Source organism: Citrobacter youngae, assembly GCF_003818115.1.
GTDB classification, from domain to species: Bacteria; Pseudomonadota; Gammaproteobacteria; order Enterobacterales; family Enterobacteriaceae; genus Citrobacter; species Citrobacter youngae.
Genome location: NZ_RPOI01000008.1, coordinates 239,948 through 265,510 on the forward strand (window position 1 = coordinate 239,948; position 25,563 = coordinate 265,510).

The 25,563-nt window shown below is 50.3% G+C and carries 23 protein-coding genes; 12 read left to right on the forward strand and 11 right to left on the reverse strand.

The annotated features are described in order from the left end of the window. The first annotated feature begins 75 nt into the window (after positions 1–75). Positions 76–1,764, forward strand: coding sequence for a methyl-accepting chemotaxis protein (locus EHN13_RS08100; protein ID WP_124021181.1), 1,689 nt, complete (start codon positions 76–78; stop codon positions 1,762–1,764). Positions 1,765–1,813: 49 nt separating this feature from the next. On the opposite strand, the gene EHN13_RS08105 is transcribed toward EHN13_RS08100, so the two are convergent. From EHN13_RS08105 to EHN13_RS08135, 7 genes are all read right to left on the reverse strand, one after another. After that, entirely contained in the window at positions 1,814–2,890 is a 1,077-nt protein-coding gene (locus EHN13_RS08105; protein WP_232034703.1) for a fimbrial protein, read from the reverse strand. Between the two features lie 20 nt (positions 2,891–2,910). After that, positions 2,911–3,498, reverse strand: a complete 588-nt coding sequence (locus EHN13_RS08110) for a fimbrial protein (RefSeq protein WP_048211578.1) — start codon at positions 3,496–3,498, stop codon at positions 2,911–2,913. 8 nt (positions 3,499–3,506) lie between these two features. Further along, positions 3,507–3,986 (reverse strand): fimbrial protein, encoded by a 480-nt coding sequence (locus tag EHN13_RS08115; protein WP_249039294.1) that lies wholly within the window; start codon positions 3,984–3,986, stop codon positions 3,507–3,509. A gap of 66 nt (positions 3,987–4,052) precedes the next feature. Next, a complete protein-coding gene (locus EHN13_RS08120) occupies positions 4,053–6,638 on the reverse strand; it encodes an outer membrane usher protein (RefSeq protein ID WP_124021184.1) in 2,586 nt (861 codons plus the stop codon). 23 nt (positions 6,639–6,661) lie between these two features. Beyond that, positions 6,662–7,384: a fimbria/pilus periplasmic chaperone gene (locus tag EHN13_RS08125; RefSeq protein WP_032935666.1), complete on the reverse strand. Its 723-nt coding sequence runs from the start codon at positions 7,382–7,384 to the stop codon at positions 6,662–6,664. A gap of 85 nt (positions 7,385–7,469) precedes the next feature. Then, complete coding sequence (locus EHN13_RS08130) at positions 7,470–8,027, reverse strand: fimbrial protein (protein WP_003836101.1); 558 nt, start codon at positions 8,025–8,027, stop codon at positions 7,470–7,472. Positions 8,028–8,413: 386 nt separating this feature from the next. Further along, a complete protein-coding gene (locus EHN13_RS08135) occupies positions 8,414–9,337 on the reverse strand; it encodes a LysR substrate-binding domain-containing protein (protein WP_048211583.1) in 924 nt (307 codons plus the stop codon). 230 nt (positions 9,338–9,567) lie between these two features. Here EHN13_RS08135 and EHN13_RS08140 point away from each other — a divergent pair, with 230 nt between their 5' ends. The 4 genes from EHN13_RS08140 to EHN13_RS08155 all read left to right on the forward strand — a co-directional run bounded on the left by EHN13_RS08140 (position 9,568) and on the right by EHN13_RS08155 (position 14,176). After that, positions 9,568–10,470, forward strand: coding sequence for a manganese-dependent inorganic pyrophosphatase (locus EHN13_RS08140; RefSeq protein ID WP_124021185.1), 903 nt, complete (start codon positions 9,568–9,570; stop codon positions 10,468–10,470). Between the two features lie 123 nt (positions 10,471–10,593). Continuing rightward, complete coding sequence (gene hglS / locus EHN13_RS08145; protein WP_124021186.1) at positions 10,594–11,937, forward strand: 2-oxoadipate dioxygenase/decarboxylase HglS; 1,344 nt, start codon at positions 10,594–10,596, stop codon at positions 11,935–11,937. 193 nt (positions 11,938–12,130) lie between these two features. Beyond that, the gene (locus EHN13_RS08150) at positions 12,131–13,786 is read left to right on the forward strand and encodes a glucan biosynthesis protein D (RefSeq protein ID WP_048211586.1); all 1,656 of its coding nucleotides are present in this window, start codon (positions 12,131–12,133) and stop codon (positions 13,784–13,786) included. A gap of 165 nt (positions 13,787–13,951) precedes the next feature. After that, entirely contained in the window at positions 13,952–14,176 is a 225-nt protein-coding gene (locus EHN13_RS08155) for an HP1242/YdcH family protein (RefSeq protein ID WP_003020276.1), read from the forward strand. A gap of 66 nt (positions 14,177–14,242) precedes the next feature. Here the strand turns inward: EHN13_RS08155 and alr are convergent, their stop codons facing one another. Continuing rightward, entirely contained in the window at positions 14,243–15,469 is a 1,227-nt protein-coding gene (gene alr, locus EHN13_RS08160; protein WP_124021187.1) for an alanine racemase, read from the reverse strand. Positions 15,470–15,688: 219 nt separating this feature from the next. Between alr and rimL the strand changes: the two genes are divergently transcribed. Next, positions 15,689–16,234, forward strand: coding sequence for a 50S ribosomal protein L7/L12-serine acetyltransferase (rimL, locus tag EHN13_RS08165; protein WP_048211588.1), 546 nt, complete (start codon positions 15,689–15,691; stop codon positions 16,232–16,234). On the opposite strand, the gene ydcK is transcribed toward rimL, so the two are convergent. Further along, the gene (gene ydcK / locus EHN13_RS08170; protein WP_124021188.1) at positions 16,226–17,206 is read right to left on the reverse strand and encodes a YdcK family protein; all 981 of its coding nucleotides are present in this window, start codon (positions 17,204–17,206) and stop codon (positions 16,226–16,228) included. The two genes, rimL and ydcK, sit on opposite strands and share 9 nt — an antisense overlap. A 113-nt stretch (positions 17,207–17,319) precedes the next feature. On the opposite strand from ydcK, the gene tehA reads away from it, so the two are divergent. The 3 genes from tehA (at position 17,320) to EHN13_RS08185 (ending at position 19,731) form a co-directional block, all read left to right on the forward strand. Then, the gene (tehA, locus tag EHN13_RS08175) at positions 17,320–18,321 is read left to right on the forward strand and encodes a dicarboxylate transporter/tellurite-resistance protein TehA (protein ID WP_061067949.1); all 1,002 of its coding nucleotides are present in this window, start codon (positions 17,320–17,322) and stop codon (positions 18,319–18,321) included. After that, a complete protein-coding gene (gene tehB, locus EHN13_RS08180; RefSeq protein WP_061067948.1) occupies positions 18,321–18,917 on the forward strand; it encodes a tellurite resistance methyltransferase TehB in 597 nt (198 codons plus the stop codon). Before tehA ends, tehB begins: the two co-directional genes overlap by 1 nt. 142 nt (positions 18,918–19,059) lie before the next feature. Beyond that, the gene (locus EHN13_RS08185) at positions 19,060–19,731 is read left to right on the forward strand and encodes a DUF3313 domain-containing protein (protein WP_048211592.1); all 672 of its coding nucleotides are present in this window, start codon (positions 19,060–19,062) and stop codon (positions 19,729–19,731) included. A 34-nt stretch (positions 19,732–19,765) separates the two neighbouring features. On the opposite strand, the gene EHN13_RS08190 is transcribed toward EHN13_RS08185, so the two are convergent. After that, positions 19,766–20,674, reverse strand: coding sequence for a DMT family transporter (locus tag EHN13_RS08190; protein WP_124021189.1), 909 nt, complete (start codon positions 20,672–20,674; stop codon positions 19,766–19,768). A gap of 185 nt (positions 20,675–20,859) precedes the next feature. On the opposite strand from EHN13_RS08190, the gene EHN13_RS08195 reads away from it, so the two are divergent. Continuing rightward, positions 20,860–21,729 (forward strand): helix-turn-helix domain-containing protein, encoded by an 870-nt coding sequence (locus EHN13_RS08195; protein WP_124021190.1) that lies wholly within the window; start codon positions 20,860–20,862, stop codon positions 21,727–21,729. Here EHN13_RS08195 and EHN13_RS08200 read toward each other — a convergent pair. Then, complete coding sequence (locus tag EHN13_RS08200) at positions 21,712–22,878, reverse strand: benzoate/H(+) symporter BenE family transporter (RefSeq protein WP_048211595.1); 1,167 nt, start codon at positions 22,876–22,878, stop codon at positions 21,712–21,714. The two genes, EHN13_RS08195 and EHN13_RS08200, sit on opposite strands and share 18 nt — an antisense overlap. Positions 22,879–22,982: 104 nt before the next feature. On the opposite strand from EHN13_RS08200, the gene EHN13_RS08205 reads away from it, so the two are divergent. Beyond that, complete coding sequence (locus EHN13_RS08205) at positions 22,983–23,519, forward strand: helix-turn-helix domain-containing protein (RefSeq protein ID WP_048211596.1); 537 nt, start codon at positions 22,983–22,985, stop codon at positions 23,517–23,519. A gap of 79 nt (positions 23,520–23,598) precedes the next feature. Continuing rightward, positions 23,599–25,560: a peptidase U32 family protein gene (locus EHN13_RS08210; protein ID WP_116360062.1), complete on the forward strand. Its 1,962-nt coding sequence runs from the start codon at positions 23,599–23,601 to the stop codon at positions 25,558–25,560. Positions 25,561–25,563 lie beyond the last annotated feature (3 nt).

Consider the following 25,563-nt stretch of genomic DNA (forward strand, 5'->3'; position numbering starts at 1 on the left):
TAAACTTCCCGGATTGCCGATGACTATCTAACGGGCGTGTTTTCACGCATAAACCCTACAAGAGAGTCGACGGTCATGGACAACACTACATCGATGCAAGCCCAGCATAAACTGGGCTTTCTGCATCAAATCCGGCTGGTTCCGCTGTTTTCCTCCATTCTCGGTGGCATCCTTCTGCTGTTCGCCTTAAGTTCCGGGCTGGCAGGTTATTTTCTTATGCAGGCCGATCGCGATCAGCGCGATGTAACCGATGAGATTCAGGTTCGGATGGGGTTATCTAACAGCTCTAACCACTTACGCACCGCGCGTATCAACATGATCCATGCTGGTGCGGCGAGCCGTATTGCTGAAATGGATGACATGAAGGCCAATATTGCCGAGGCAGAAAAACGTATTAAGCAATCGCAGGACGGTTTCCATGCTTATATGTCGCGCGCGGTTAAAACGTCTGCCGATGAAGCGTTAGACGCGGAATTAAGCGCCAGCTTCAAAGCCTATATTGATGGTTTACAGCCCATGCTGAAGTATGCCAAAAACGGTATGTTCGAGGCGATCATCAACCATGAAAATGAACAGGCCAGACCGCTGGACTCTGCTTACAACAAGGTGTTGTTAAAGGCGATCGATATTCGTACCGCAAGGGCGAATCAGTTAAGCGAACAGGCGCACCAACGTACACAGCTTGGCATGGCCTTTATGCTGGGCGCATTCGTTCTTGCGCTGGCGCTGACCGTGATGACGTTCATTGTTTTGCGCCGTACCGTTATTCATCCTTTGTTACGTGCGGCCCAGCGTATTGAGCAAATTTCAGCGGGCGATCTGACGATGCCGGAGGAACCAACCGGGCGCAGCGAAATTGGTCGCCTGAGCCGTCATCTGCAAACAATGCAACGATCGCTTGGGAAAACGGTGGGCACGGTACGTCAGGGGGCGGAAGAAATCTACCGTGGTACCAGTGAGATTTCTGCGGGCAATACCGATCTTTCTTCACGAACTGAACAACAGGCCGCGGCGATTGAACAAACGGCGGCCAGCATGGAAGAACTGACGGCTACGGTGAAGCAAAACGCCGACAACGCACATCATGCGAGCACGCTGGCGGAAGATGCTTCCGGCAAGGCCAGCCGGGGCGGTCAGATGGTCTCTGGCGTGGTTAAAACCATGGGGAATATCTCAACAAGTTCGAAGAAAATCTCCGAAATTACCGCCGTTATAAACAGCATTGCCTTCCAGACCAATATCCTGGCGCTGAACGCAGCGGTCGAAGCGGCGCGGGCAGGCGAGCAGGGGAGAGGGTTTGCCGTCGTAGCCAGTGAGGTACGTACGTTAGCAAGCCGCAGCGCCCAGGCGGCAAAAGAGATAGAAGGATTGATCAGCGAATCTGTCCGACTGATTGACCAGGGCTCTGGAGAAGTGGTCGCAGCGGGCAATACGATGACGGATATTGTCGATGCGGTAAAACGCGTGACCGACATTATGCTGGAAATTGCGGCGGCCTCTGATGAACAAAGCCGGGGCATCGTCCAGGTAAGCCAGGCGATTTCAGAGATGGATAAGGTCACGCAGCAAAACGCCTCACTGGTTGAAGAAGCATCGGCCGCTGCGGCCTCTCTTGAAGAGCAGGCCGCACGCTTAACGGAAGCCGTCGGCACATTCCGTTTAACCGGGACAAGCGCAATTAGACGCGTTACACCTGCCGTTCATCCATCGGTTTCACTGCCAAAATCAAACACGGTAAATACGGATAACTGGGAAACATTCTGACAGGTCAGTCATCCGGTAATACGATTCTTTGTATTACCGGATTTCTTATTTATTTGTACGTCGCGCTGAGGGTGCCTACGGCGGTGAAGGCTCCGGGGGTGTAGTCATCACAGGTACTGTTGTTGCTGGCGGAGGTACAGGTGAGTAATCCGGCCATGGTGATATCTTTCGCCGTTACGATGGAACCAAAGTCGATGGACACTGAAGAATTTGTGTCATTCGCCGACAGATATTGCCGGGACGATCCCTCGTAAGACACCGCCACTCCCCGTCCGCCCGCTGCTGAGGTGCCAGTTGTGGTATTGGCGAGAATAGACAACCCGCTATTATCATAAGCCGCTTTGGTCGACGTCAGTTTAAGGGTAACCCCTGAAGCATTAACGCAGTTGCTATTTTTCAAGGTGAAGGTTTTTCGTGGTTTGTCATTACCCACATCGCCAAAGTCGATGGTGGTGGGGGAAACGGATAGGTTACAGGTTGGCGCGGCGAATTTTACGGTGAATGAAGAAGCGTTTACTGTGGCGACAATCTGTTGACTAGTTATATTTTCATCCCCTGCTTTAAACCTGCCTACTTCACCATTTATAACAGGATGCGCTTCACCATTACCTATTGAGGAAACCACCCCACGCTGCCAAACTTCGATGTATAATCCAACAGGAAAATCTCCATCTGCAGCATTATCGATCTCACGTGTCCAACTCGTATTAGACGGAATATAAGCTGTATAAATAGCATTAATAGAATTAGCTATGTAAATGTTATAATATATTCCAGGTATGCTCGTTGGAAAAAAAACTCTATTGTAGCTATATTTTGTACTGCCGCTGGTACTGGTATAACTATCGGACTGTGTACCGCTTGTTGCTGTGGATCTTCCATAAAAATCAGAACCATCATTACCGGTACCACAGTTTAAGTAACCATACTTGCCCGCGCTGAGCGTCCCCAATAGCACGGGTGTTGTACTGGATGGGTTATAACTATTCACGACTAACGTTCCTGCGCTTATCGTGCTGGTATTAATATCTTCAAAAATACACTCCTTAGCCTGCACCTGATATGAATAAATTCCGCTCAGCAGCAATGTCATAAAAGAAATTGATCGTGAAATCATCGAACTCATATTAACCTGCCGTTTATCCATTATTTGTAGCTCACGCTGATTTGCACCTGACTTAATACTCCACCTGGAGTGACCGGTTTTGATGAATCTATTTTCTGGAAGCGGGCGCGCAGGATAGGAAGGACCTTATTGTCATCGGTACCAATATAGTTACTATCGATAATAACTTCGGAAGTATTGTCTTTATTTAAAACATTTTTTCCGTCAAAAAAAGCGACAACGCCAACATTACCTGCTGCGGTTGTTGATTTAACTCGCCCTGTTGGCCCTGTATATTCATTAGGGAAGATCTGGTTACCGGTTAGCTGCGCCTTTTGCGGTTTGATGCTCATTACCAGAGATTTGGCAACGGACCCTGAGTCGCAGCTCAGAGTAAGCATTTGCCCTGCTAAGGTTACGTTTCCCTGCGCAGTGGCAGATAAATCCGCCCATGCGCCACCCGCAGAGAATTCGCTTGCGTCCAGGTCACCTAAATCCATATCAGAAGCGGCAATATAACAGCTACCGGTAACCAGCTCCGCCTTAACCGTTAATACATTTGTATTGGTACTGATTGCGGCCCATAGCGGTGTGGATATCAGCAATAAGACTGTTGGGATAAATTTCATGGTGGCTCCTACTGATAGGTGGTAGTGAACGTCAACGAACCGTTGAAGGTGCCACTTGTCGCGGTGGTTGAGTAAGACGTTGGACGCAGAGATAAGACCAGATTCAGGGTTTTATTGGTGCGCTCAGTCGAGGTCCAGTCAAGCGGAGTACTACTATTGAGAACCAACAGAGAGTTTGGGGAGCCAGAACGATACAAAACCGCTGCTGCCCCGTTATCCCCACCCTTGAGTTCGGTTGGATAACCGCTGTAGACAGAAGAGGCCTTAATTCCCGTTTTCATCCAGGTCACTGTCTGGTTTGTACTGGAGCCGATCGTACAGTTGCTGTACTGCAACGAAAAATCTTTCAGCGTGTTAGCGCCCTGAGCCTCCAGTTCTGCGCGGGTTAATACACCAAAATCGATGGTCTGGTTCACCGCTTTGCTTGAACCAACAACAATATTGACGGTGCAGGTCATAGCAAGCAAATTGGCCTTAAAGTTAACCACGACATCCGCCGCAAAGAGATGCGGGCTGCATAATAGAAAAGAAACAAGCATTACCTGGCGCATAAGCTACTTTCCGGCTCCTGGCATCTGGCAAACTAACGTCTCCAGATGAATTGATTTTCCGATCATCGCGGGCGCGTCAGGGATCTGGTAGGTCACATCGCAGTAGCTTGCCGCGTCGCTCCCCCAAATAACCTTCAGGCTGCCACGTTGTTCGATCCCGCGTAAAAAGGCGCGGCCCGCCTGACCCATTGCGCCAACGGATTTTCCCTGCTCATTGAGAATGTTCGCGCCCAATGGAATGAAACTGTTATCACTACGTCTGAGCGTGACAAACACCGATTGACCTTGCTGGGTGGCGAAGGTGACTTTCACCACGGCACCATCGCGCGGAACCACGGCGGCGGAGGTATTTTTCACTTCGACGTCCGCCTTGATGGTGCTGAGATCCAGTCCGACGGTATTCTCGGCATAAGGTGAAAGACTGGTGGCAACTGCGTATCCGGCACTGTCAATCTCACCATACCCATTGGTGGTGGTCGCGCCATCTGCACCTTGCGCTTCAATAAGGGCTATGGCGCTTTGTGCGTTGACATTACCCGGTAAGAGCGTCAATCCACCGCTGTGTAACAGCACACCGCCGTTATTGTTTAGGTAATACTGCTGGTTATGATTTTTATCGACTGTAGCGGAAACGCTGGTCGATCCATGCGCGCCGTTATAAGTGGAATATCCGCTGACGGAATAGGTGTCTTCTCCCTGGCTGGCCTGGTTAGCGGTGGTGCTGAGGCTGTAGTTCCATTTATTGTTGCTACTGTTGCCGCTGGCCGTACTGGTGAAACCGTTGTTGCCGCTAAAGTCGCTATTGGCGCTGAGGTTCAGACTGGAGAATGCTGGTTGATCGTTTTGAGCGTTGCTACCAAAAGGAATACTCAACCCAACGTACAGGCTGTCATCTTCATCGCCCCATTCGTTATAACTGCGCTGCAGCGAGATATTCCACGAGATGGAGCGGAAAGTATTGCTGTAGCCCAGCGAATACTGAGACGTTTTGTCTGAGCTACCCCAGTAACTCGTCCAGGTGCCGCTGAGATAAAATGAACCGTAATCTTCACCGTTAAGGTTGATCGGTTGATTGACGTTAGCCTGAAGCTCATTCTTGGAATGGCTGTAGCTGTTGCGATACGCATCGTTACGGTTAGTATCGTGATCGTCGCTATAACTATCGATGCTATTTTGCAAAGAGATGACGTCATTAAGCGAGAGGTAATCTTTGGTGCTGTATCGATAGGCGCTAAAGCTGAAATTGGTCTGTGTTGCGTCCAGCACATTACTGTAGCTTACACGGTAACTCTGCCCCTGCAGAGCGCCAATATCTTCAAGTGAAGCGCGAGAGTGGATAACATCGACTGCGATAGCACCAAGACGCGTATTCATCGCCAGACCCAGCATCCCCGCCAGATAGTCTTCTTCCATTGACTGTATGCCGCCATACAGCGTGAAAATATCGCTCAGTCCATAATTACCGTTCGTGGTGAGCACCCATGGGGAGTCGCTGTTGTCATTGTTGTCTAATGTCCCAACGGCAAAATCCCAGTCAACTTCACCCTTGGTCATTAACTGAGCAACAGAGGCATACGGTACGGTGAATAACCGTTTTGACCCATCAGCTTCTTCCACGGTAACGTCAAGGTCAGCGCCGTTGATTGCCACATAATAATCTTTCAGGGCAAAAGGACCTGGGGGAACGGTGGTTTCATAGATGATGCGAGACTGCTGTCGTACGGTAATTTTGGCATTACTGTTAGCCACGCCGTTGATGACGGGAACGTAGCGACCGTCATGTGGATCCATACGTTTGTCGTTATACAGATGTACGCCTTTAATGCCGATACTATCCAGTACTTCGCTGCGAGAGGTGACCTGGCCCAGTTCCATTTGTGCCCGCATAGGGGGTAAATCCCGTGCTAAATAGAGATCGTAGTTGTCCCAGGTTGCACTATCGTCTTTTGTCCAGTTCAGCGCGCCGCTGGAACGTAACCGCCATGCTCCCAAATTGAGACCATAGCCGAGCCCCAGATAACCACTGTCAGAAGCGCTACCGTCGTTTTCACTGTGATAACCGCTGAAGCTCCAGTTCAGTATTGCAGCAGGAATACCGGCATCCCAGCGTGCGGGGTTGACATAACCCGCAGGGTGGCTGACGAGAAACAGTTGCGGAATTGTGAGCATCAGGATCTGTGAATTAGGATCGTAACTCACGCTGGATGAGGGGTAATAATCCGCCAGTATATAGCATTGCGATTCACCTTCGTCCGCATCTGCCGTGGGGAGTTTGCTTACATCAACGTTTGCTTCATCGAGCACCTCACGAGTCAGGCAGGGAGACGCGTTCGGGGTGTGGTTGTCAATAAACTGGATCTTTGCAGTTTGCTGTTGCTCACCGTTAATCCAAACTGAGACGGTATATATACCGGGTTTCACCGGGTTGCCGCGCGCATATTGTGACACGTCGATTGCCGATTTTTTACCTGCATTGCTGAAGATAAAGTCATCGTTGAATTCAATGTAATTATCGTCAGCAAATCCTGTCTGACAAATAGCCAATAATACCCATACTGAGGTCGCTAACCGGTGTTTTGACATTGACATAGAGCAATCCTTGCACGCGTTTTTTATTTATCCGTTACGTCAACGTTAGCCCCGTAATCATTGACTGCTGTCCATGAAACGGATTCTAGCCGGGGAGTGGTGAGCGTTTTCACTTCATAGCTGGCGCTGGAAAAAGGGGCGACCATGTCGGGCTCAATTTTGTATTTTTTCCCCCCGGAAGTGATGTTAGCGCCAACAAGCGAAACAAAATAAGGAGAGTCATTTTTCGCCGTCGCCCAAATTTGTTTACCTTGGTTTGCAAGGCTCCATTTCAGATGTTGGATTGCGTCATCCGCCGAACCAGGAAGGGATGCGGGGCGATAAAAAACCTTGATGCGGGTTTTCAGCGCTATCTGCAGCTGATTTGATTTAGCGGCATCTTTATTTTTTCCGGGGATTTCAAGTGCATTAAACCAATACACGCTTTCACGATCGGTGGGTAACGGTTGCCCGTCCCAGTTTAAGCGTACGGTCAGTCCCTGTTTAGGATCGACCCGACTGACTGGGGGGGAGGCGATAAAAGGAACGTTTAGGGTTTGCGGATCAACATCTTCATGACCATCGTCTAACCAGGACTGGACTAATAAAGGTTGTTGCCCCTGATTAACCATTTTAATGAGCGCCTCTTTCGCGTCGGAAGGGTAAATGACACGGGTAGCGTTAATCACTATGCTGGCGACTGACGAATAGCTAAAAGAGATAGCGGCAGAAAATATAATTAATCTGAATGTATTTTGTGGAATCATATCATTTGTGTCTTGGTTAAATAGCTGCAACCTTGAATTAAAGTTGCAGCAGAGTTATTAACTAATGTTGATCTTATACAGCTTGTTAGGGGTAGGTTGTTACAAAGGTGGTATTCGCTTTCACTACACCAACAGTCGGCGTACCAGAACCTGAGTAGATATAACCGACGGTATAATTAAATACTGCACCGTTGGTGGTATCGTAAGTAGCTTCAGATTGCGGTGTGGCTGATGTAAAATCGATAATGGTACTGGTTGCGGTATCTTCTACCTGGAAACCCGCATCTTTATCTCCTGCGGCAGCGTTTAACAATGCTTTGCTGGTGCTATTGTAATTACCGGTTGTTGAAAATTGCCCTTTTACTTTACCACCCGCTGGTTCAGTGGCGCAGTTTTTAACGGTGATCTGAAATTTGGTTTTCATCGCAGGACTACTGACAGCCGCTTGCATCGCAGGAACAGTGATATCTGGCAGTTTGACCTCTTTGGAAGCAGAAATACCATCAATACTGACATCACAGGTTGATGATGTAATATTTCCTGAAAAATCAATGTTTGCAGAATCAGAACCAGCCGCCTGGGCCTGAAAAGTAGCACCTGCGACCAGAAGCGCTACTGCGCTTAAACAATTAACAAATTTCACGTTATTTTCCTTAATAACAAATTAAATGGCGAAAACATTATATGTCGTGAGATTCTGACTGAATAGCGGGTGAAGCTGTAGTTGTTTTTTTTAAGAATTAGATTAGGGGCAATAGCTAATTATTTAATGTAATATAGTATTAAATTAATTAGATTGATTTTTTATTCCTCATTGAATTCTAAAAGAAAATTTATAGATGTAAGTTTGTGTAGAGAATTTCATCCGCCATTATTCGACAGAGATATCATCAATAATAAGCATTGCTTAATTTACTTGTAAGGAAAAATACGCTTTTAGCTGTGTTTTATGACGGTTTTACCGTCCATATATTGAACATTTACATGGGGTGGGCCTGCCGGTAATAACAGACCCAATCATCAATACGATTAAACAGGTACGGTTTTGCGTATTGCGGCGATAAGGATCTGGGCGGCCTGAGAGAGTTGCACATCGACACGAGTAAGAATACCGATGGGTTCACCCGCACCGTGGGTGGGAATTGGCAATGACACCAGCGTTGCCTGGCGCAGATCTTCTCTAACCGCGCCTGAAGGGACAAACCACACATAGTCGTAATCAACCGTCAGTTGACGGGAGAGCGATGCTGACAGCGTTTCAATACAACCCGGCGGCATTTTACAGCCCTGACTTTGCAACAATGCCTCAGCATGCTGGCGAGGGGCGGTTCCTTTCGGCGAAACCACCACTGGCCACTCAATCACCCGGCTCAGCGTGATGGTTTCCTGTAACAATGGATGGTTAGGGCGCACGACCAGTTTGAGCGATTCCAGAAATAACAGTTCGTAGTTCAGACCGACCATCAATTCCGGATCGGCCATACGGCCAATACCGAGGTCGATCTCCCCGGATTTTAAACCGGCCAGTATCATGGGATTACTCATGGTGGCAACTTGCAGAGTAGTCTCCATTTGCTGCTTATGGAACGGACCGATTACCGCTGGAAGAATACCCAACGCAGCTGTTGGCAAGGCACCAATACGCACGACATCATTCTGAGATTCTTCACGATGATTTAATGCCTGCCCGGCAGTGTTGAGTGCATCAAGCACTCTTACCGCATGGGTAAGAAACTGCTCGCCGGGCAACGTTAATTGTGCACCAAGGCGACCGCGTTCAAAGAGTCGGGTTCCGGTCAGTTGCTCCAGTTCGTTCAGTGTTTTGGAGAGGGCTGGTTGACTCAGGTTAAGGGTTTCGGCCGCACGTCCCAACGTTCCCTGTTGGGCAACGGCGACAAAAGTATGAAGATGGCGCAAGCGAATGCGCTGATTGAACAGAACATTTTTTTCCATAAGCGATGTTAAAAACAGAGCCGTATTGGTGACAAGTGAAGTTGTTTGTTTTTGATAACTTGATAGCAAAATATTATTAACATTTAACGTGTTTTACTTACAACTGATTTATTTTGCTTATGTTTTGTACAGCATGACCGCGTAGTGGGATCATGGAAGGGAATGTAGCCAGTCGTTATATTCGGACAATTGTTCGCTTTTTCATCATCCATCATCACAAGGCACTGACCATGATCCATGTAATAGGGCACCTTAACCCCGATAGCGATGCCATTTGCACCGCGGCAATGACAGCTCGCTGGCTTACGTTACGCGGCCGGCAGGCGACGGCATGGCGTCTGGGCGAACCGAACCGCGAAACGCAATTTATCTTTGCGCATGCAGGACTGGACATGCCCGAACGACTCTCGTTTCCGCTGACCGATCAGGATGTTTGGGTGGTAGATTTCACCGAACCGACACAGGGGCCGGAATCGCTGTCTGAGAGCAATGTCGTTGGTATCATCGACCATCATCGACTCGGCGGATTAGTGACTCGTCTTCCTCCAGAGGTCTGGGTCAAACCTGTTGGCAGCAGTGCGACGTTGTTGTGGCAACTGATGGCGGATGACGAGCGCAGTCAGCTGTCGTCTGCGGAGGCTTTTTTGCTACTGGGGGCTATTTTAAGTGACACTGTCACGCTTCGCTCGCCGACTACTACACCGGATGACAGCCAGGCGGTGGGTGCTCTGGCCCAAAAAACGGGTGTGGATCTGGACGCTTTTAGCCGTGATCTGTTGTCGGCCAAAACCAGCGTCGAAGACATGAGTGCCCGTGAGCTGCTGCATAAAGACATTAAAACGTTCACCATTCATGGGCATAAAGTCTGCGTGGCGCAACTCGAGCTGTATGCATTGCGCCAGGTTGACGGTATGCTGGACGATCTCCGCGAGGAGATGACCCGTTATGCTGAGGAAAATCAGGCTGCGCTGGTGGTACTGATGCTGACGGACATCAATCTTGGCGATACCAGCCTGTGGTTCGCTGGATCTGAGTTGTCAGAGTTACCGCAACCCTGCAAGGTCGAAGGCATGCTCAGTCGTAAAAAACAGATGTTGCCATGGCTGGAACGTCAGTTAAAACCGCGTCAGTAAGCTTCAATTCACTGCCTTTGTGGGTGGGGGGAATTTATGCGGGATCACAGTTTGTAAATTCTTCCCACCGGACTCAGCGGCGTTTTCTACACTCCAGGTAATATTCACTGGAGGCATGACATTATGGCGAACACCATCACGGCTGATGAGATTCGGGAACAATTTTCGCAGGCAATGTCAGCAATGTACCAGCAGGAAGTCCCGCAGTATGGCACGTTGCTGGAACTTGTCGCTGATGTGAATCTGGCGGTACTGGAAAATAATCCGACGCTGCATGAAAAACTGGCCAATGCGGATGAACTGGCACGGCTCAATGTTGAACGCCATGGGGCAATTCGGGTCGGTACTGCGCAGGAGTTGTCTACACTACGGCGGATGTTTGCCATTATGGGGATGTATCCGGTTAGCTATTACGATCTCTCCCAGGCCGGCGTCCCCGTCCATTCCACGGCGTTTCGTCCCATCGTCGATGCTTCGCTTTCGCGCAACCCGTTCCGGGTATTTACCTCGTTATTACGCCTCGAATTAATCGAGAACGCGGTGTTGCGCCAGCAGGCAGCGGAGATCCTCGCAAAGCGTGATATTTTCACGCGTCGTTGTCACGAACTGCTGGATGAGTTTGATGCACAGGGTAGTTTCACACCCGCACAAGCTCAGGAATTTGTGCATGAGGCACTGGAAACGTTCCGTTGGCATCAACACGCCACCGTAGATGAACAAACGTATCATGCCTTGCATAACGAGCATCGACTGATTGCCGATGTGGTGTGCTTCCCTGGTTGTCATATCAACCATCTGACGCCGCGTACATTGGATATCGATCGGGTGCAGTCGATGATGCCGGAGTGCGGTATTGCACCGAAAATTCTCATTGAAGGCCCACCACGGCGCGAGGTGCCTATCTTGCTGCGCCAGACCAGCTTTAAGGCGCTGGAAGAACCGGTGTTGTTTGCCGGCGAAATGCGTGGAACTCACACAGCACGTTTTGGCGAAATCGAGCAACGTGGTGTGGCGCTGACGCCAAAGGGCCGGGCGTTGTACGACGAACTGTTGAGTAAAGCGGGGACGGGGAAAGATAACCTGACGCACCAGTTGCATCTTCAGGACGTGTTTAAAGCGTTCCCGGACAGCGAGTTTCTGTTGCGCCAGCAAGGGCTTGCCTGGTTCCGTTATCGCCTGACGCCGTCGGGCGAGGCGCATCGGCAGGCTATCCGTCCGGATGACGACCCGCAGCCGCTCATTGAGCGAGGGTGGCTGGTTGCGCAACCCATCACCTACGAGGATTTTTTGCCCGTGAGCGCCGCAGGGATTTTCCAGTCTAATCTGGGTAATGAAACGCAGGCGCGCAGCCACGGTAATTCCAGCCGCGATGCCTTTGAACAGGCGCTGGGCTGCGCAGTATATGATGAGTTTGCGCTGTATCAGGAGGCAGAAGAACGCAGTAAACGGCGGTGTGGTTTACTTTAACTGAATTTACACGGGATTCGGCCTGTTCTCATCGACATAAAATATTTTCGATTTTGTACAGATAATCGTCGACCAACAATTGGATTATTAATGAATTTTGTCTAGAGTGAGCGGTCAGAAATGTGCACTCTCTTGCCGCAGATTTTGACCGGCGCGGGACCATTTACACGACCAGAAGGACTCACTTTCAGGCATGAATCGCAGACGATTTATTAAAGGTTCAATGGCAGTGGCCGCCGTGTGCGGAACCAGTGGTATTGCATCACTCTTTTCCCGCGCCGCCTATGCGGCAGAGTCTGACATTGCAGACGGAAAAACCGTACGTTTTGATTTTTCCGTTCTGCAATCGATGGCCCATGATTTAGCACAGAAACCCTGGGGCGGCGCGCCGCGCGCATTGCCGGATACGCTGGCTAAACTGACGCCGCAGGCTTACAACAGTATTCAGTACGACGCAGAACAGTCACTGTGGAACAACGTTGAAAATCGTCAACTTGACGCGCAGTTCTTCCATGTGGGAATGGGCTTCCGTCGCCGCGTACGCATGTACTCGGTTGATGACAGTACGCATATGGCGCGTGAGATCCACTTCCGCCCGGAGCTTTTCAAGTACAACGATGCCGGTGTGGATACCAAACAGCTGGAAGGGCAAACCGATCTCGGTTTCGCCGGTTTCCGCGTGTTCAAAGCGCCTGAACTGGCTCGTCGCGATGTCGTGTCTTTCCTCGGTGCCAGCTATTTTCGCGCCGTAGATGACACCTATCAGTACGGTTTGTCGGCGCGTGGTCTGGCGGTTGATACGTATACCGACAGCAAAGAAGAGTTCCCGGACTTCACCGCATTCTGGTTCGAAACGGTTAAACCGGGCGCCACTTCATTTACTGTTTATGCACTGCTCGATAGCCCAAGCGTGACTGGCGCGTTTAAGTTTGTGATCCACTGTGAGAAAACGCAGGTGATCATGGATGTACAGAATCATGTCTATGCACGTAAAGACATCAAGCAACTCGGTATTGCGCCGATGACCAGCATGTTCAGCTGTGGTAACAATGAACGCCGGATGTGTGACACCATTCACCCGCAAATTCATGACTCCGACCGTCTGGCGATGTGGCGAGGCAATGGCGAGTGGATCTGCCGTCCGCTGAATAACCCGCAAAAACTGCAGTTTAATGCCTATACCGATAACAACCCGCGCGGATTTGGCCTGCTGCAGTTGGATCGTGACTTCTCCCACTATCAGGACATTATGGGTTGGTACAACAAGCGCCCCAGCCTGTGGGTCGAGCCACGTAACCAGTGGGGCAAGGGAACCATTGGCTTAATGGAGATCCCGACGACCGGTGAAACGCTGGATAACGTCGTCTGCTTCTGGCAGCCGGAGAAGAAGATCAAAGCCGGCGATGAACTGGAATTCAAATATCGCCTGTACTGGAGCGCTCAGCCGCCGGTGCGCTCTCCGCTGGCTCGCGTGATGGCGACCCGTACAGGTATGGGCGGCTTCCCGGAAGGATGGGCGCCGGGCGAGCACTACCCGGAAAAATGGGCACGACGTTTTGCCGTTGATTTCGTTGGTGGAGATTTAAAAGCCGCCGCGCCGAAAGGTATTGAACCGGTAATTACGCTTTCGAGTGGTGAAGCGAAACAGATTGAGATCCTCTACGTTGAACCTATCGATGGCTACCGCATTCAGTTTGACTGGTATCCGACTTCTGACTCAACCGATCCGGTAGATATGCGTATGTTCCTGCGTTGTCAGGGCGACGCCATCAGTGAAACCTGGCTGTATCAGTACTTCCCGCCAGCGCCGGATAAACGTCAGTACGTTGACGACCGCGAAATGCGTTGATCCTCACCGTTATGGCTCTCCTGACGGGGAGCCATGTCCGTCATTTTCTTAAAAAATTCTGTACACTATTTACTCGATCCTGCTCGCATTTTTCCCTGACTCAAACCGATAAGCTGAAGGTGTGTATTTCTTATACACGTTCTTGTCCACTAACAGGGAGAAAGTATGTTTCCAGAATACAGAGACCTTATTTCCCGACTGAAATCCGAGAATCCTCGTTTTCTGTCCTTATTCGAAAAACACAACAGCCTTGATCATGAGATTTCCAGACTGGAAGGTTCGGATGGTCGGGGATACAGTTTGGACATTGTTCGTCTTAAGAAACAGAAACTTCACCTGAAGGAAGATTTGCTAAAAATTTTGCAAAGAGAGAGTGTCAGTGAGAGCTAAATAGTACTGTGCTCACTGTGTAAAAGGGCTTCCAGCGAGAAAAGGAAGCCCTTCCTGTTTTAGGCGTTAATCGACCATCACGCGTTTGTTTGTCGCCCCCCATAGGATCGACATTTCAGTGAACAGCGCGCCGCTAATTTCTTCGACTTCTTCTGCGCTCACCTGCGCATTTCCCTGTTTACCGAATAACACCACTTCATCGCCGGAGGCAACCTGCGGTAGATCGGTCACATCAACAATCACGGTATTCATGGATGTTTTACCCAGTACAGGAACCCGCTGGCCGTGGATCAATACGTGCCCCACGTTACTGAACACGCGACGATAGCCATCAGCATAACCCGTCGGAATATTGGCAAGAACGGAATTACGTTTAAGGGTATAGGTTCTGTCATAGCCGACGGTATTTCCTTTAGGGTAATGGTTTACCGACGCGATTGCGGATTTAAACGTCATGACGCGTTTGTATTCGGTACTGGCAATGGTATCGCCATAAAAAATACCGCCAACACGCACCATGTCGAGCCAGGATTCAGGAACGGTCAGGGTGGCGAACGTATTCGCGACATGCAGGGTGACATCTTCGCGCTTAAGCCCGGTAATTTTGAGTACCTGGGCCGATTGCGTATTGAAACGGGCCAGATCGCGTTTAACCACCGCCGCATCTTCTTCCGGGAAATGTGACATGATGCCAACAATTTTCAGACCGGGTAGCGTGGAAATGGCGCGGGCCTCTTCCAGACCTGCCGCGGTGCTGACTTCCAGACCGTTTCGTGACATACCGCCAGAGTTCAGGGCCAGATGAATACGAATCGTTTTCCCTTTCTCCTGGGCAATTGCACTCAGACGTTTAGCCATATCCAGATTGCCAATCAGCTCTTCGGTATCAAAATCCGCCGCCTGGCGCATCTCTTTTTCCGTCGCGTTGCGAACGCGCATCAGCTGCGATGTATAGCCTGACTGACGAACAATGCTAATCTCCTCGTTGCTGGCGATGCCAATACACTGCACTCCGTTTTGCATCATCACCGGCGTAACCAGTGAGAGATCGTGGCCATACGCATCGCCTTTAAGAATGGCGCACATCCGGGTTTTGTCTCCCAGCAGCTGCTGAACCTTATGAATGTTATATTCCAGCGCGCTACGGGAAATTTCCAGCGTGGTATTATCTACAACCGGTTGTTTGTTAACGGCAAAGGGGACAGGACCCGCTTGCGTGGTGGGGATGGGTTGGTGACAGGCGGTAATCAGTAAAAGCGGAATAAGTGCTAAACGACCCAAAGGTGCTGCCATGCTTGCTCCTTAGCAATAGAATGAAAGTGTTGTTGTCATCATTACGGCCTATCCAGGCATGGGATAACCGGACATCCAGAGTAACGGCTTCCGCGCCAGAGATTGTTTCTAAGTTATTGCTGTTACAGCATAAAAATATGACATCCACGGCGCTAAGCAGATTAATATCGGCTACTGCCAGTCAGAAATCCCCCGTTTACAATCGCCAAGGAGATAAACATGTCAGAAATTATTACCGTCAGTGACACGCTGGAACTGCGGGCAGTAGAAGAACAACACGTCACGCCTTTGCATCGACTGGTGCTCAAAAATAAAGTGTGGCTCCAGCGGTCGCTGAACTGGCCGCAGCTTGTCGAATCTGAGAACGATACGCGTAAGAATGTGCAGGGGAATATGATGTTGCACCAGCGTGGCTACGCCAAAATGTTCCTTATCTTCAAACAAGGTGAAGTGGTTGGCGTTATTTCATTTAACCAAATAGAACCGCTGAATAAAGCGGCTTACATTGGCTACTGGTTGGATGAAGTTCATCAGGGACAGGGTATTATGTCCCGGTCGCTACAGGCACTGATTCATCATTATGCTCAGCGTGGCGAGATCCGTCGGTTCATTATTAAATGCCGCGTCGATAACCTGGAAAGTAACCAGGTGGCGCTGCGCAACGGTTTTCAGCTGGAAGGGTGTTTAAAGCAGGCAGAGTTTCTCAATGATGGTTATCATGATGTGAATCTCTATGCCCGTATCATTGATAGCGTTTCAGAATAAACCGGCGAGGGGGGTGCGCGTAATACGCTGTTCGCCGTTGATCACTTTTGGCCCGCGCAGATGGATTGCATCACCATCAAAGGCTTCAACGTGGGCCTGACCGGTTATCTCAATATGATGCTCGATCAGCACTTCACCCAGAATACAGGCGTGGCCTTCAATCAGGATGTGTCCATCCAGCAAGAGTGGCCCGCCGCGTAATTTTGCATGCCCCCCGACCAGCACATGGTGTTTCAGGATACAGTTACCTTCAACCACCGCATGCTCAGCCACCTGGGAGCTATAGCGCAGGGTCGGTATCGCATCTTCATCGGTACCAGCGATGATGCGGGCGTTGCCGTATACCTTCGCACAATCGCAGATCCAAACGTTATTTTCCTCATTACCTTCGATGTGGGCACAATCAAAAACCTCGGCGCGATGTTCAATAAAAGCGTAGTCAATGGTTGCATCGCCATAGATCTGCACCTGATGCACAATGCGTGAATGGTTTACGGTTGCGCGATCATATATTTGTAGGGGCTGGTCACTTTCACGGGTTAACCCTTTGGCGGCGATGACTTCGGAGCCTCCCAAAACACGTGCATCGCCCGACAAAAAACATTCGCCACGTACAACAGAATTTTGAATGGTGACGTTGTCACGTATTTGCGCGCCATGGCTAATTTCAGCCCGATCTATCCATACGGCACCGCCAATCTGTGCGCCATCTCTGACCACGCTGGCCTGCGTAATGCGGGCATTTCCAGAAATGGTTGCCCCCGCAAATGCCATCGCGTTCTCATCGTAAATCCAGCAATCACCGCACTGCGCCAGTACGGCTTCATTATCAATCCAGCCACCAGGCGTGCCGGCCGGAACATCATTAAAATCGATCAGTGCAATTATCTGACGTAGTAATACGCTTCTTTTGTTGCCATTATCCTGATAACTGAAGGAGCGAGGTTCGTCGCTCAGACGGTATTTGGTCATAGCTCATTTCCGTGTTGCGTACCTTAGTTAAACGTAGCAAAGTTTTCCGTACTGGCTAAATCACCATAATTTCCATAAAATGCATTTCAAATATACTTTAAAAAATAAACAAAATGAGTAATAACAAGCATAGTGATCGGGTCCTTAATCTTCCGGCCGGTTATTTTGGCATGGTACTGGGCATCATCGGGATGGGATTTGCGTGGCGATATGCCAGTCAGGTGTGGCCTGTGAGCCACTGGATAGGCGATGGGTTAGTCATCCTGGCCATGGTCATTTGGGGGCTGCTGACGCTGGCCTTTTTTAGTCGTTTACTGCGTTTTCCGCATAGCGTTTTGGCGGAGATTCGTCATCCAGTGATGAGTAGCTTTGTCAGTCTGTTTCCGGCCACAACCATGCTGGTCGCGATTGGTTTTGTCCCGTGGTATCGACCGCTGGCGCTTGGCTTGTTCAGCATTGGGGTCGTTATCCAACTGGCGTACGCGGCCTGGCAAACGGCAGGATTATGGCGCGGAGATCACCCAGAAGAAGCCACCACACCGGGGCTGTATTTGCCGACTGTCGCCAATAACTTTATTAGCGCAATGGCCTGTGGTGCGCTGGGTTTCAACGACGCAGGACTGGTGTTTTTGGGCGCAGGGGTATTTTCCTGGCTCAGCCTCGAGCCGGTGATCCTGCAGCGTTTACGCAGTTGCGGCGAGCTGCCAACGGCATTACGTACCTCGCTTGGCATTCAGCTGGCACCTGCGCTGGTCGCCTGCAGCGCCTGGCTTAGCGTCAACGGCGGCGAGGGCGATACGTTGGCCAAAATGCTGTTTGGCTATGGTCTGCTGCAGCTGCTGTTTATGCTACGCCTCATGCCGTGGTATCTGTCTCAGCCGTTTAATGCGTCTTTCTGGAGCTTCTCGTTCGGCGTGTCGGCCCTGGCGACAACGGGGCTGCATCTGGGACACGGCAGCGAATCAGGATTTTTTCATATGCTGTCGATCCCTCTGTTTATTTTTACCAATGTTATCATTGCATTATTACTGGTACGTACGTTTGCATTGTTGATGCAGGGGAAACTGCTCATCCGCACGGAGCGTGCTGCATTACTGAAATCTGAGGATAAATAATGACCCTTTGCGACGAAAACTACTTTACTGAGAAATACGATCTAACCCGTACGCATTCCGATGTCGTTGAAGCGGCGAAAATTGTTAAGCCAGGCAAAACGTTAGACCTGGGCTGCGGTAACGGTCGAAACAGCCTGTACCTTGCGGCAAACGGCTATGATGTGACAGCATGGGATAAAAATCCCATGAGCATCGCTAACCTTGAGCGTATCAAAGCAGCCGAAGGGTTGACTAATCTGCAGGCAAGCGTCGCGGACCTTAATGCGTTGAGTTTTGATGGTGAATACGACTTTATCCTGTCTACCGTAGTGCTGATGTTCCTCGAAGCGAAAACCATTCCGGGGCTTATCGAAAATATGCAACGTTGCACGAAACAGGGTGGATATAACTTAATCGTTGCGGCGATGGATACCGATGATTTCCCGTGCACAGTTGGCTTCCCGTTCGCGTTTAAAGCGGGGGAATTACGCAACTATTACCGCGGATGGGAGCTGCTGAAATATAACGAAGACGTGGGGGAACTGCATCGTACAGACGAAAACGGCAATCGCATTAAACTGCGTTTTGCGACTATGCTGGCCCGCAAAATCGGCTGATGGCCCACGCTCTGCGTTCAGCATTTTTTGTGCTGAGCGCAAAAATAAAATTGTGTGGCGCTTACCATTTTTCGCACATCCAAAATGATTTCCTTTTGCTATTATTTCAGATGCATATCTGCAAATACTAAGGGATCGTTCCATGCGTGCTCAAACTTTATTTAAAGTTGCAGTACTTACGGGTTTACTGGCGTTATCAGGCTGTGCGTCAAAAATCACGCAGCCAGATAAATATTCAGGTTTTTTAAAAGATTACTCTGGCCTGAAGGAAACGAAATCGGCAACAGGACAGCCTGTGCTGCGTTGGGTTGATCCCAACTTCAATGAGTCCAAATATGACAGTATTGTGTATAACCCGATAACCTATTATCCGATTCCTAAACCAACGACTCAGGTTGGGCAACAGGTGTTGGATAAACTGTTGAGCTATACCAATACGCAAATGAAAACCGCCATTAGTAAACGTAAACCCCTGGTGACGACCCCCGGCCCGCGCAGCCTGATTTTCCGTGGTGCGATTACCGGTGTCGCAACCAGCAAGGAAGGGCTGCAGTTCTATGAAGTCGTTCCGGTTGCGTTACTCGTAGCGGGGACACAAATGGCGACAGGTCACCGCACCATGGATACTCACCTCTATTTTGAAGGTGAATTGATCGATGCGGCAACCAATAAGCCGGTGATTAAAGTGGTACGTCAGGGTGAAGGCAAGGACCTGAACAACGAAAGTACGCCGATGGCGTTCGAAACGTTGAAGAAAGTTGTTGATGACATGGCGACAGACGCCTCCATGTTTGATGTCAACAAAAAACAGTAATGCTGAGCGCACCATCTTTTGATGGTGCGCTTTTTTATGCCGTCCGACGACGGTACAGCTGTTTCCCCACTAACGCCTCCGGGCGTGCAAACATCACCAGATTACCCAGCAAAATCAGCACTAATCCGGCAATAGCGTTAACCTGCCAGACGTATCCTTCATACAATGTTGACAGCGTCAGCGCGACCAACGGGAAAAGTAACGTACTGTAGGCGGCCTTACTCGGACCGATGCGTCCTACCAGTGTGAAATAGGCGCCGAAAGCAATCACCGAGCCAAAAATAGCCAGATATAACAGCGCGCTAAGATAGCTGAACGTCCACTGCGGCGTAAAGTTGTCCTCGCGCACCAGTGCAATGATGGCAATTAGCAAGGTACCGTACAGCATGGCCCAGCTGTTGGTAGTCATCACTTCAAGCCCTTTTTTCTGATGGCGCAGGCTGATCATATTGCCCAGGGAAAAACCAAACGTTCCCAGAGCGCTTAAACCAATACCCAACAGCAGCGTATGATTCAGGCCGCTATTGACCAAATCCTGCCAGAACAGGGTGATGATACCCGTCAACCCCAGCGCCGCGGCGAAATAAAAGCGTATCGGTGGTTTTTGACCAAAAAATACAAAACTATTCACCGCATTGAACAGCACGGCCATCGAGAAAATTACCGACTCCAGACCGGTATTAATCCACGCTGCGGCCGTGTAAAAACACCAGAAATTGAAGCAAAAAACACACCCGCCCTGTAACAGACAAAACAGCTGGTCGCGTCCGGAGAGCTTACGCAATTTTCCGCTGAACAGCAGGAGAAGGATCATCACCGAACTGGCGACCGCAAAGCGCCAAAAGATAGAGACCGGGGCAGCTACCGGACCTTGCTGCAGGTAGATGGCAATCCATGTCGTTCCCCATATCACGACCACCAGGCAGTACAACAATGCGTTCATACATCTCTCTCATTTTTGTATTGAAGCGCACACAGTGTCATGGCTGGCCGGGGCTGGCTTTCATCTGATTGCGGCAGACTTGCAAAATCTTGCGCTTTTTTTCTCGCGAAAGTGAAAAGGAGGCTGTTAACAACATGTAGCTGATATAGACTGAAAGCCTGCTAACTTATTTTGAATGTGATGGTATGTCTCAGCCCTATGGCGCCTTTGAAAACTTACGCAAACATAATGCCGTGCTGCATGAGTCGGTTGCGTTACATTCGGGGATCCAACTGGCGGCGTGGTCGAACAAGCGCGACACCATCACTCAGTATTGCGATCACCACACGCTCAGTTTATATATCGCGGATGGCTACGAAAGCTATCACAAGACGGCAGGGGGCTGGAAAAACGGCGGCGGCCCGGATCGCTTCTGCCTGATGCCGAAAGAGAGCGAATCCAGTTGGGATATTCGTGACGATCTTTCCTTTGTACATCTTTATTGTACCGACGCGCATCTGCGGGAAGTGGGTGAGAAAGTTTGGGACAAAAACCCTTACAGCTTCACGCTGGACGAACATACGTTCGGCAGCGATCCGGGGATCACGGCGGTTTATCGCCAGTTTTTACTGGGTAATGACTGGCAGCAACCGGCTAATCATCTAACGCTCAGCGCGGCATCTTCGCTGTTGCTGACGCATCTGATTCAACATTACAGCAACGTTCAATGGCGGCCGCCGGTGGTAACCGGTGGGCTTGCGCCAGCCACATTGCGCAATGTGCTGGCCTATATTGACGCGCATCTGGCCTACCCAATGACCCTCAGCGATTTGGCAGGCGAAGCGGCACTAAGCGATTTCCGCTTTGCCAGAATGTTTCGCCAGTCGATGAATATGGCCCCGCATCAGTATGTTATGCAGCGTCGTATGGCGCTGGCGCAGCAACTGGTCCGTTATTCTTCACGTAGCTTGTCGGATATCGCGATGGCTTGTGGATTCAGTTCAGCAAGCCATTTTAGCAATCGGTTTAAGCAGATGACGGGCAAGACGCCAACGCAATTACGTGCGTCGCGATAATCTCAGCGTGGCATAACATATCCCTCCGGCGATTAATCCCCAGAACGCAGAGCCAATCCCCATTAAGGTCAAACCACTGGCAGTAACCAGAAAGGTGACGATTGCAGCATCTCGCTCCGCTTCATGAAGCAATGCCTGATACAGACTACCGCTAATCGTACCGAGTAAAGCAAGGCCAGCCAGCATCTGGATCCAGCTTACGGGCAGGGCCGCCATCAGTCCTGTGACCGAACCACCAAATACACCAGCCAGAAGATAGAAAACGCCTGCCGATGCGGCGGCGAGCCAACGTCGTTTGGCATCAGGATGTGCTTCGGGACTTTGGCAAATTGCCGCGGTTATGGCGGCAATACAAATAGAGTAAACGCCAAAAGGTGAAAACAGCAGCGCTAACAGACCAGTGAAGACAATCAGCGGTGAAACGGGCAAGGAATAACCTGACGCTTTCATGGTGGCAATGCCAGGAGCATTTTGTGATGCCATGGTAACCAGGAAGAACGGCAATGCGATGCTTATACTGTGTGCAAGAGAAAAGTGGGGGGTGATGAATTCAGGCATCACCGGAGATAAATTAATGTTGTAAGTGACAATGTCACCTTTTAGCAGTGCGATGGCGGTACCCACCAGCATGGCAGCAATGACGGCGTACCTGGGCGCGACAACTTTTAACACCAGCCACGCCAGCAGCATGCTGCCGCACAGCAGAAGCTCATTATTAAGACTATTAAATGCCTGCAAACCAAAACGCAGCAGGATCCCAGCCAGCATTGCCGACGCCAGTGAGTGTGGGATTATCTGCATCAGACGTGCAAACAACCCCGTCACACCACACAGGACTATCAGCGCGTTAGCAACAATAAAAACGCCGATAGCATCCTGAATGGTCACGCCTTGCAGACCCGTAACCAGCAGTGCAGCACCGGGCGTAGACCAGGCGGTCAGGATGGGAGCACGATACCACACTGACAATGCCAGCGTACTCACGCCCATTGCGATTCCCAGTGCGGTCATCCAGCCCGCAATCTGCCCGGTCGTTGCGCCTGCGGCTACCGCCGCTTGCCAGATGATGGCTGCAGAACTGGCATAGCCGACCAGCACGGCAACAAAACCCGATAAAACGGTGGGCAAAGGGATTAATAATGTGCGCATAGCGACTCCGCGTGCGTTATAACGGTCATTCACTGTAGCACTGTGCGTTATAGCGTACAAGTGATAAGCTGATGGACAGAAACAGGAGATAGAGGAAGGCGACAATGGACAATTTAACCCACTATCTGGCTACCACGCTCCGGACATTACGTCACCAGCGGGAATGGAGTCTGTCGCGTCTGGCAGAAGAAACGGGTGTCTCCAAAGCCATGTTGGGGCAGATAGAACGCAATGAATCCAGCCCAACAGTGGCGACGCTATGGAAAATTGCCACCGGACTGAACGTGCCGTTTTCGACGTTTATTTCACCACCAGAGTCAGAAGGCACAGCGACTTTTGATCCCCAACAGCAGGCAATGGTAGTGACACCGCTGTTTCCATGGGACCCACAACTCTGTTTTGACCATTTTTCAATATTGCTGGCACCGGGGGCGTTGAGTGAATCTACACCGCATGAAACCGGTGTGATTGAGCACGTAGTGGTGATTAGTGGCCTGCTGGATATGTGCATTGACGGACAGTGGCGAACCATTAAATCGGGTGAGGGTGTCCGTTTTGCGGGTGATACTGCACATAGTTACCATAACAGCAGCGAACAGACGGTTCACTTTCATTCTCTGATCCATTACCCACGCGGTTAATCGGGAAAACTATTCCGAAATGTCGCGCTTCTGACTACAATAGCCGCCATTTTTACCGCTTGTGGATGGTAACAACTGTATGCGCCAGCAACCTCATCACCTTGAATTGTTAAGTCCGGCCCGGGATACCGCCATTGCGCGTGAAGCCATTTTGCACGGTGCTGACGCCGTTTACATTGGCGGACCGGGTTTTGGCGCGCGTCATAACGCCAGTAACAGCCTGAAAGACATCGCTGAACTGGTGCCATTCGCTCATCGATATGGGGCGAAAATCTTTGTGACGTTGAACACGATTTTGCATGATGATGAGCTGGAACCTGCTCAGCGGTTAATTACCGATTTGTATCAGACTGGCGTTGATGCGCTGATTGTGCAGGATATGGGGATTCTGGAACTGGATATCCCACCGATTGAACTACATGCCAGCACCCAGTGTGATATTCGCAGCGTCGAGAAGGCGAAGTTTCTTTCTGATGTCGGATTCACGCAGATTGTACTGGCGCGCGAACTGAGTCTTGAGCAGATTCACGCGATTCATCAGGTGACGGACGCGACGATCGAGTTTTTCATCCACGGTGCGTTATGCGTTGCTTATTCAGGCCAGTGCTATATCTCTCATGCGCAAACCGGGCGCAGTGCTAACCGCGGCGACTGTTCACAAGCCTGCCGACTACCGTATACCCTGAAAGACGATCAGGGCCGGGTGGTGTCGTATGAAAAACACCTGCTGTCGATGAAAGATAACGATCAGACCGCCAACCTCGGTGCGTTGATTGATGCCGGAGTACGTTCCTTCAAAATTGAAGGGCGCTACAAAGACATGAGCTATGTGAAAAACATCACTGCACATTACCGGCAGATGCTGGATGCCATCATCGAAGAACGCGGCGATCTGGCTCGTTCATCTGCAGGTCGCACTGAGCATTTCTTCACGCCATCTACGGAGAAAACCTTCCACCGCGGTAGCACTGACTATTTTGTAAATGCCCGTAAAGGCGACATTGGTGCATTCGACTCACCTAAATTCATTGGCTTGCCAGTGGGTGAAGTCCTGAAGGTGGCGAAGGATTATCTTGATGTCGACGTGACGGAACCGCTGGCAAACGGGGATGGCCTGAACGTGTTAATCAAGCGTGAGGTCGTGGGATTTCGCGCTAATACCGTTGAAAAAACCGGGCACAATCGTTATCGGGTGTGGCCGAATGAAATGCCTGCCGATCTGCACAAAGTTCGTGCTAACCATCCGCTGAATCGCAACCTTGATCATAACTGGCAACAGGCGCTGACCAAAACCTCCAGCGAACGCCGTGTCGCGGTTGATATTGAATTGGGCGGCTGGCAGGAACAGTTGATCCTGACGCTGACCAGTGAAGACGGTGTGAGTATCACCCATACGCTGGATGGTCAGTTTGAGGAAGCGAACAATGCGGAAAAAGCGTTGAGTAACCTACAGGACGGACTGGCAAAACTTGGGCAGACGATGTACTACGCCCGTAATATTCAGGTGAATCTGCCGGGCGCGCTGTTTGTACCGAATGGTCAACTGAATCAGTTGCGCCGTGAAGCCATCGACATGCTGGATGCCGCGCGTCTGGAAAACTACCGGCGTGGCAGTCGTAAACCTGTTGCCCAGCCGGCACCGGTCTATCCGCAAACGCATCTGAGTTTTCTGGCTAACGTCTATAACCATAAAGCGCGTGAGTTTTACCACCGTTATGGCGTCCAGTTGATTGATGCAGCTTATGAAGCGCATGAAGAAAAGGGCGATGTTCCGGTGATGATTACCAAGCACTGCCTGCGTTTTGCATTCAATCTGTGTCCGAAACAGGCGAAAGGGAATATCAAGAGCTGGAAAGCCACGCCGATGCAATTGGTAAATGGCGATGAAGTGCTGACGCTGAAATTTGATTGCCGACCGTGCGAAATGCACGTGATCGGCAAGATGAAACATCACATCCTGAAGATGCCATTGCCGGGCAGCGTAGTGGCTTCCGTCAGCCCCGAAGACCTGATGAAGACGCTGCCGAAGCGTAAAGGCTGACGG

Coding starts and splice junctions, on each gene's coding strand:
- EHN13_RS08135 (WP_048211583.1), bottom strand. CDS start 9,337: ATGGAAAAAAATGTTCTGTTCAATCAGCGCATTCGCTTGCGCCATCTT.
- EHN13_RS08125 (WP_032935666.1), bottom strand. CDS start 7,384: ATGATTCCACAAAATACATTCAGATTAATTATATTTTCTGCCGCTATC.
- EHN13_RS08105 (WP_232034703.1), bottom strand. CDS start 2,890: ATGAGTTCGATGATTTCACGATCAATTTCTTTTATGACATTGCTGCTG.
- EHN13_RS08190 (WP_124021189.1), bottom strand. CDS start 20,674: ATGAACGCATTGTTGTACTGCCTGGTGGTCGTGATATGGGGAACGACA.
- EHN13_RS08140 (WP_124021185.1), top strand. CDS start 9,568: ATGATCCATGTAATAGGGCACCTTAACCCCGATAGCGATGCCATTTGC.
- EHN13_RS08195 (WP_124021190.1), top strand. CDS start 20,860: ATGTCTCAGCCCTATGGCGCCTTTGAAAACTTACGCAAACATAATGCC.
- ydcK (WP_124021188.1), bottom strand. CDS start 17,206: ATGACCAAATACCGTCTGAGCGACGAACCTCGCTCCTTCAGTTATCAG.
- EHN13_RS08210 (WP_116360062.1), top strand. CDS start 23,599: ATGCGCCAGCAACCTCATCACCTTGAATTGTTAAGTCCGGCCCGGGAT.
- EHN13_RS08200 (WP_048211595.1), bottom strand. CDS start 22,878: ATGCGCACATTATTAATCCCTTTGCCCACCGTTTTATCGGGTTTTGTT.
- hglS (WP_124021186.1), top strand. CDS start 10,594: ATGGCGAACACCATCACGGCTGATGAGATTCGGGAACAATTTTCGCAG.
- tehB (WP_061067948.1), top strand. CDS start 18,321: ATGACCCTTTGCGACGAAAACTACTTTACTGAGAAATACGATCTAACC.
- EHN13_RS08100 (WP_124021181.1), top strand. CDS start 76: ATGGACAACACTACATCGATGCAAGCCCAGCATAAACTGGGCTTTCTG.
- EHN13_RS08205 (WP_048211596.1), top strand. CDS start 22,983: ATGGACAATTTAACCCACTATCTGGCTACCACGCTCCGGACATTACGT.
- tehA (WP_061067949.1), top strand. CDS start 17,320: ATGAGTAATAACAAGCATAGTGATCGGGTCCTTAATCTTCCGGCCGGT.
- rimL (WP_048211588.1), top strand. CDS start 15,689: ATGTCAGAAATTATTACCGTCAGTGACACGCTGGAACTGCGGGCAGTA.
- EHN13_RS08155 (WP_003020276.1), top strand. CDS start 13,952: ATGTTTCCAGAATACAGAGACCTTATTTCCCGACTGAAATCCGAGAAT.
- EHN13_RS08110 (WP_048211578.1), bottom strand. CDS start 3,498: ATGAAATTTATCCCAACAGTCTTATTGCTGATATCCACACCGCTATGG.
- alr (WP_124021187.1), bottom strand. CDS start 15,469: ATGGCAGCACCTTTGGGTCGTTTAGCACTTATTCCGCTTTTACTGATT.
- EHN13_RS08120 (WP_124021184.1), bottom strand. CDS start 6,638: ATGTCAATGTCAAAACACCGGTTAGCGACCTCAGTATGGGTATTATTG.
- EHN13_RS08185 (WP_048211592.1), top strand. CDS start 19,060: ATGCGTGCTCAAACTTTATTTAAAGTTGCAGTACTTACGGGTTTACTG.
- EHN13_RS08150 (WP_048211586.1), top strand. CDS start 12,131: ATGAATCGCAGACGATTTATTAAAGGTTCAATGGCAGTGGCCGCCGTG.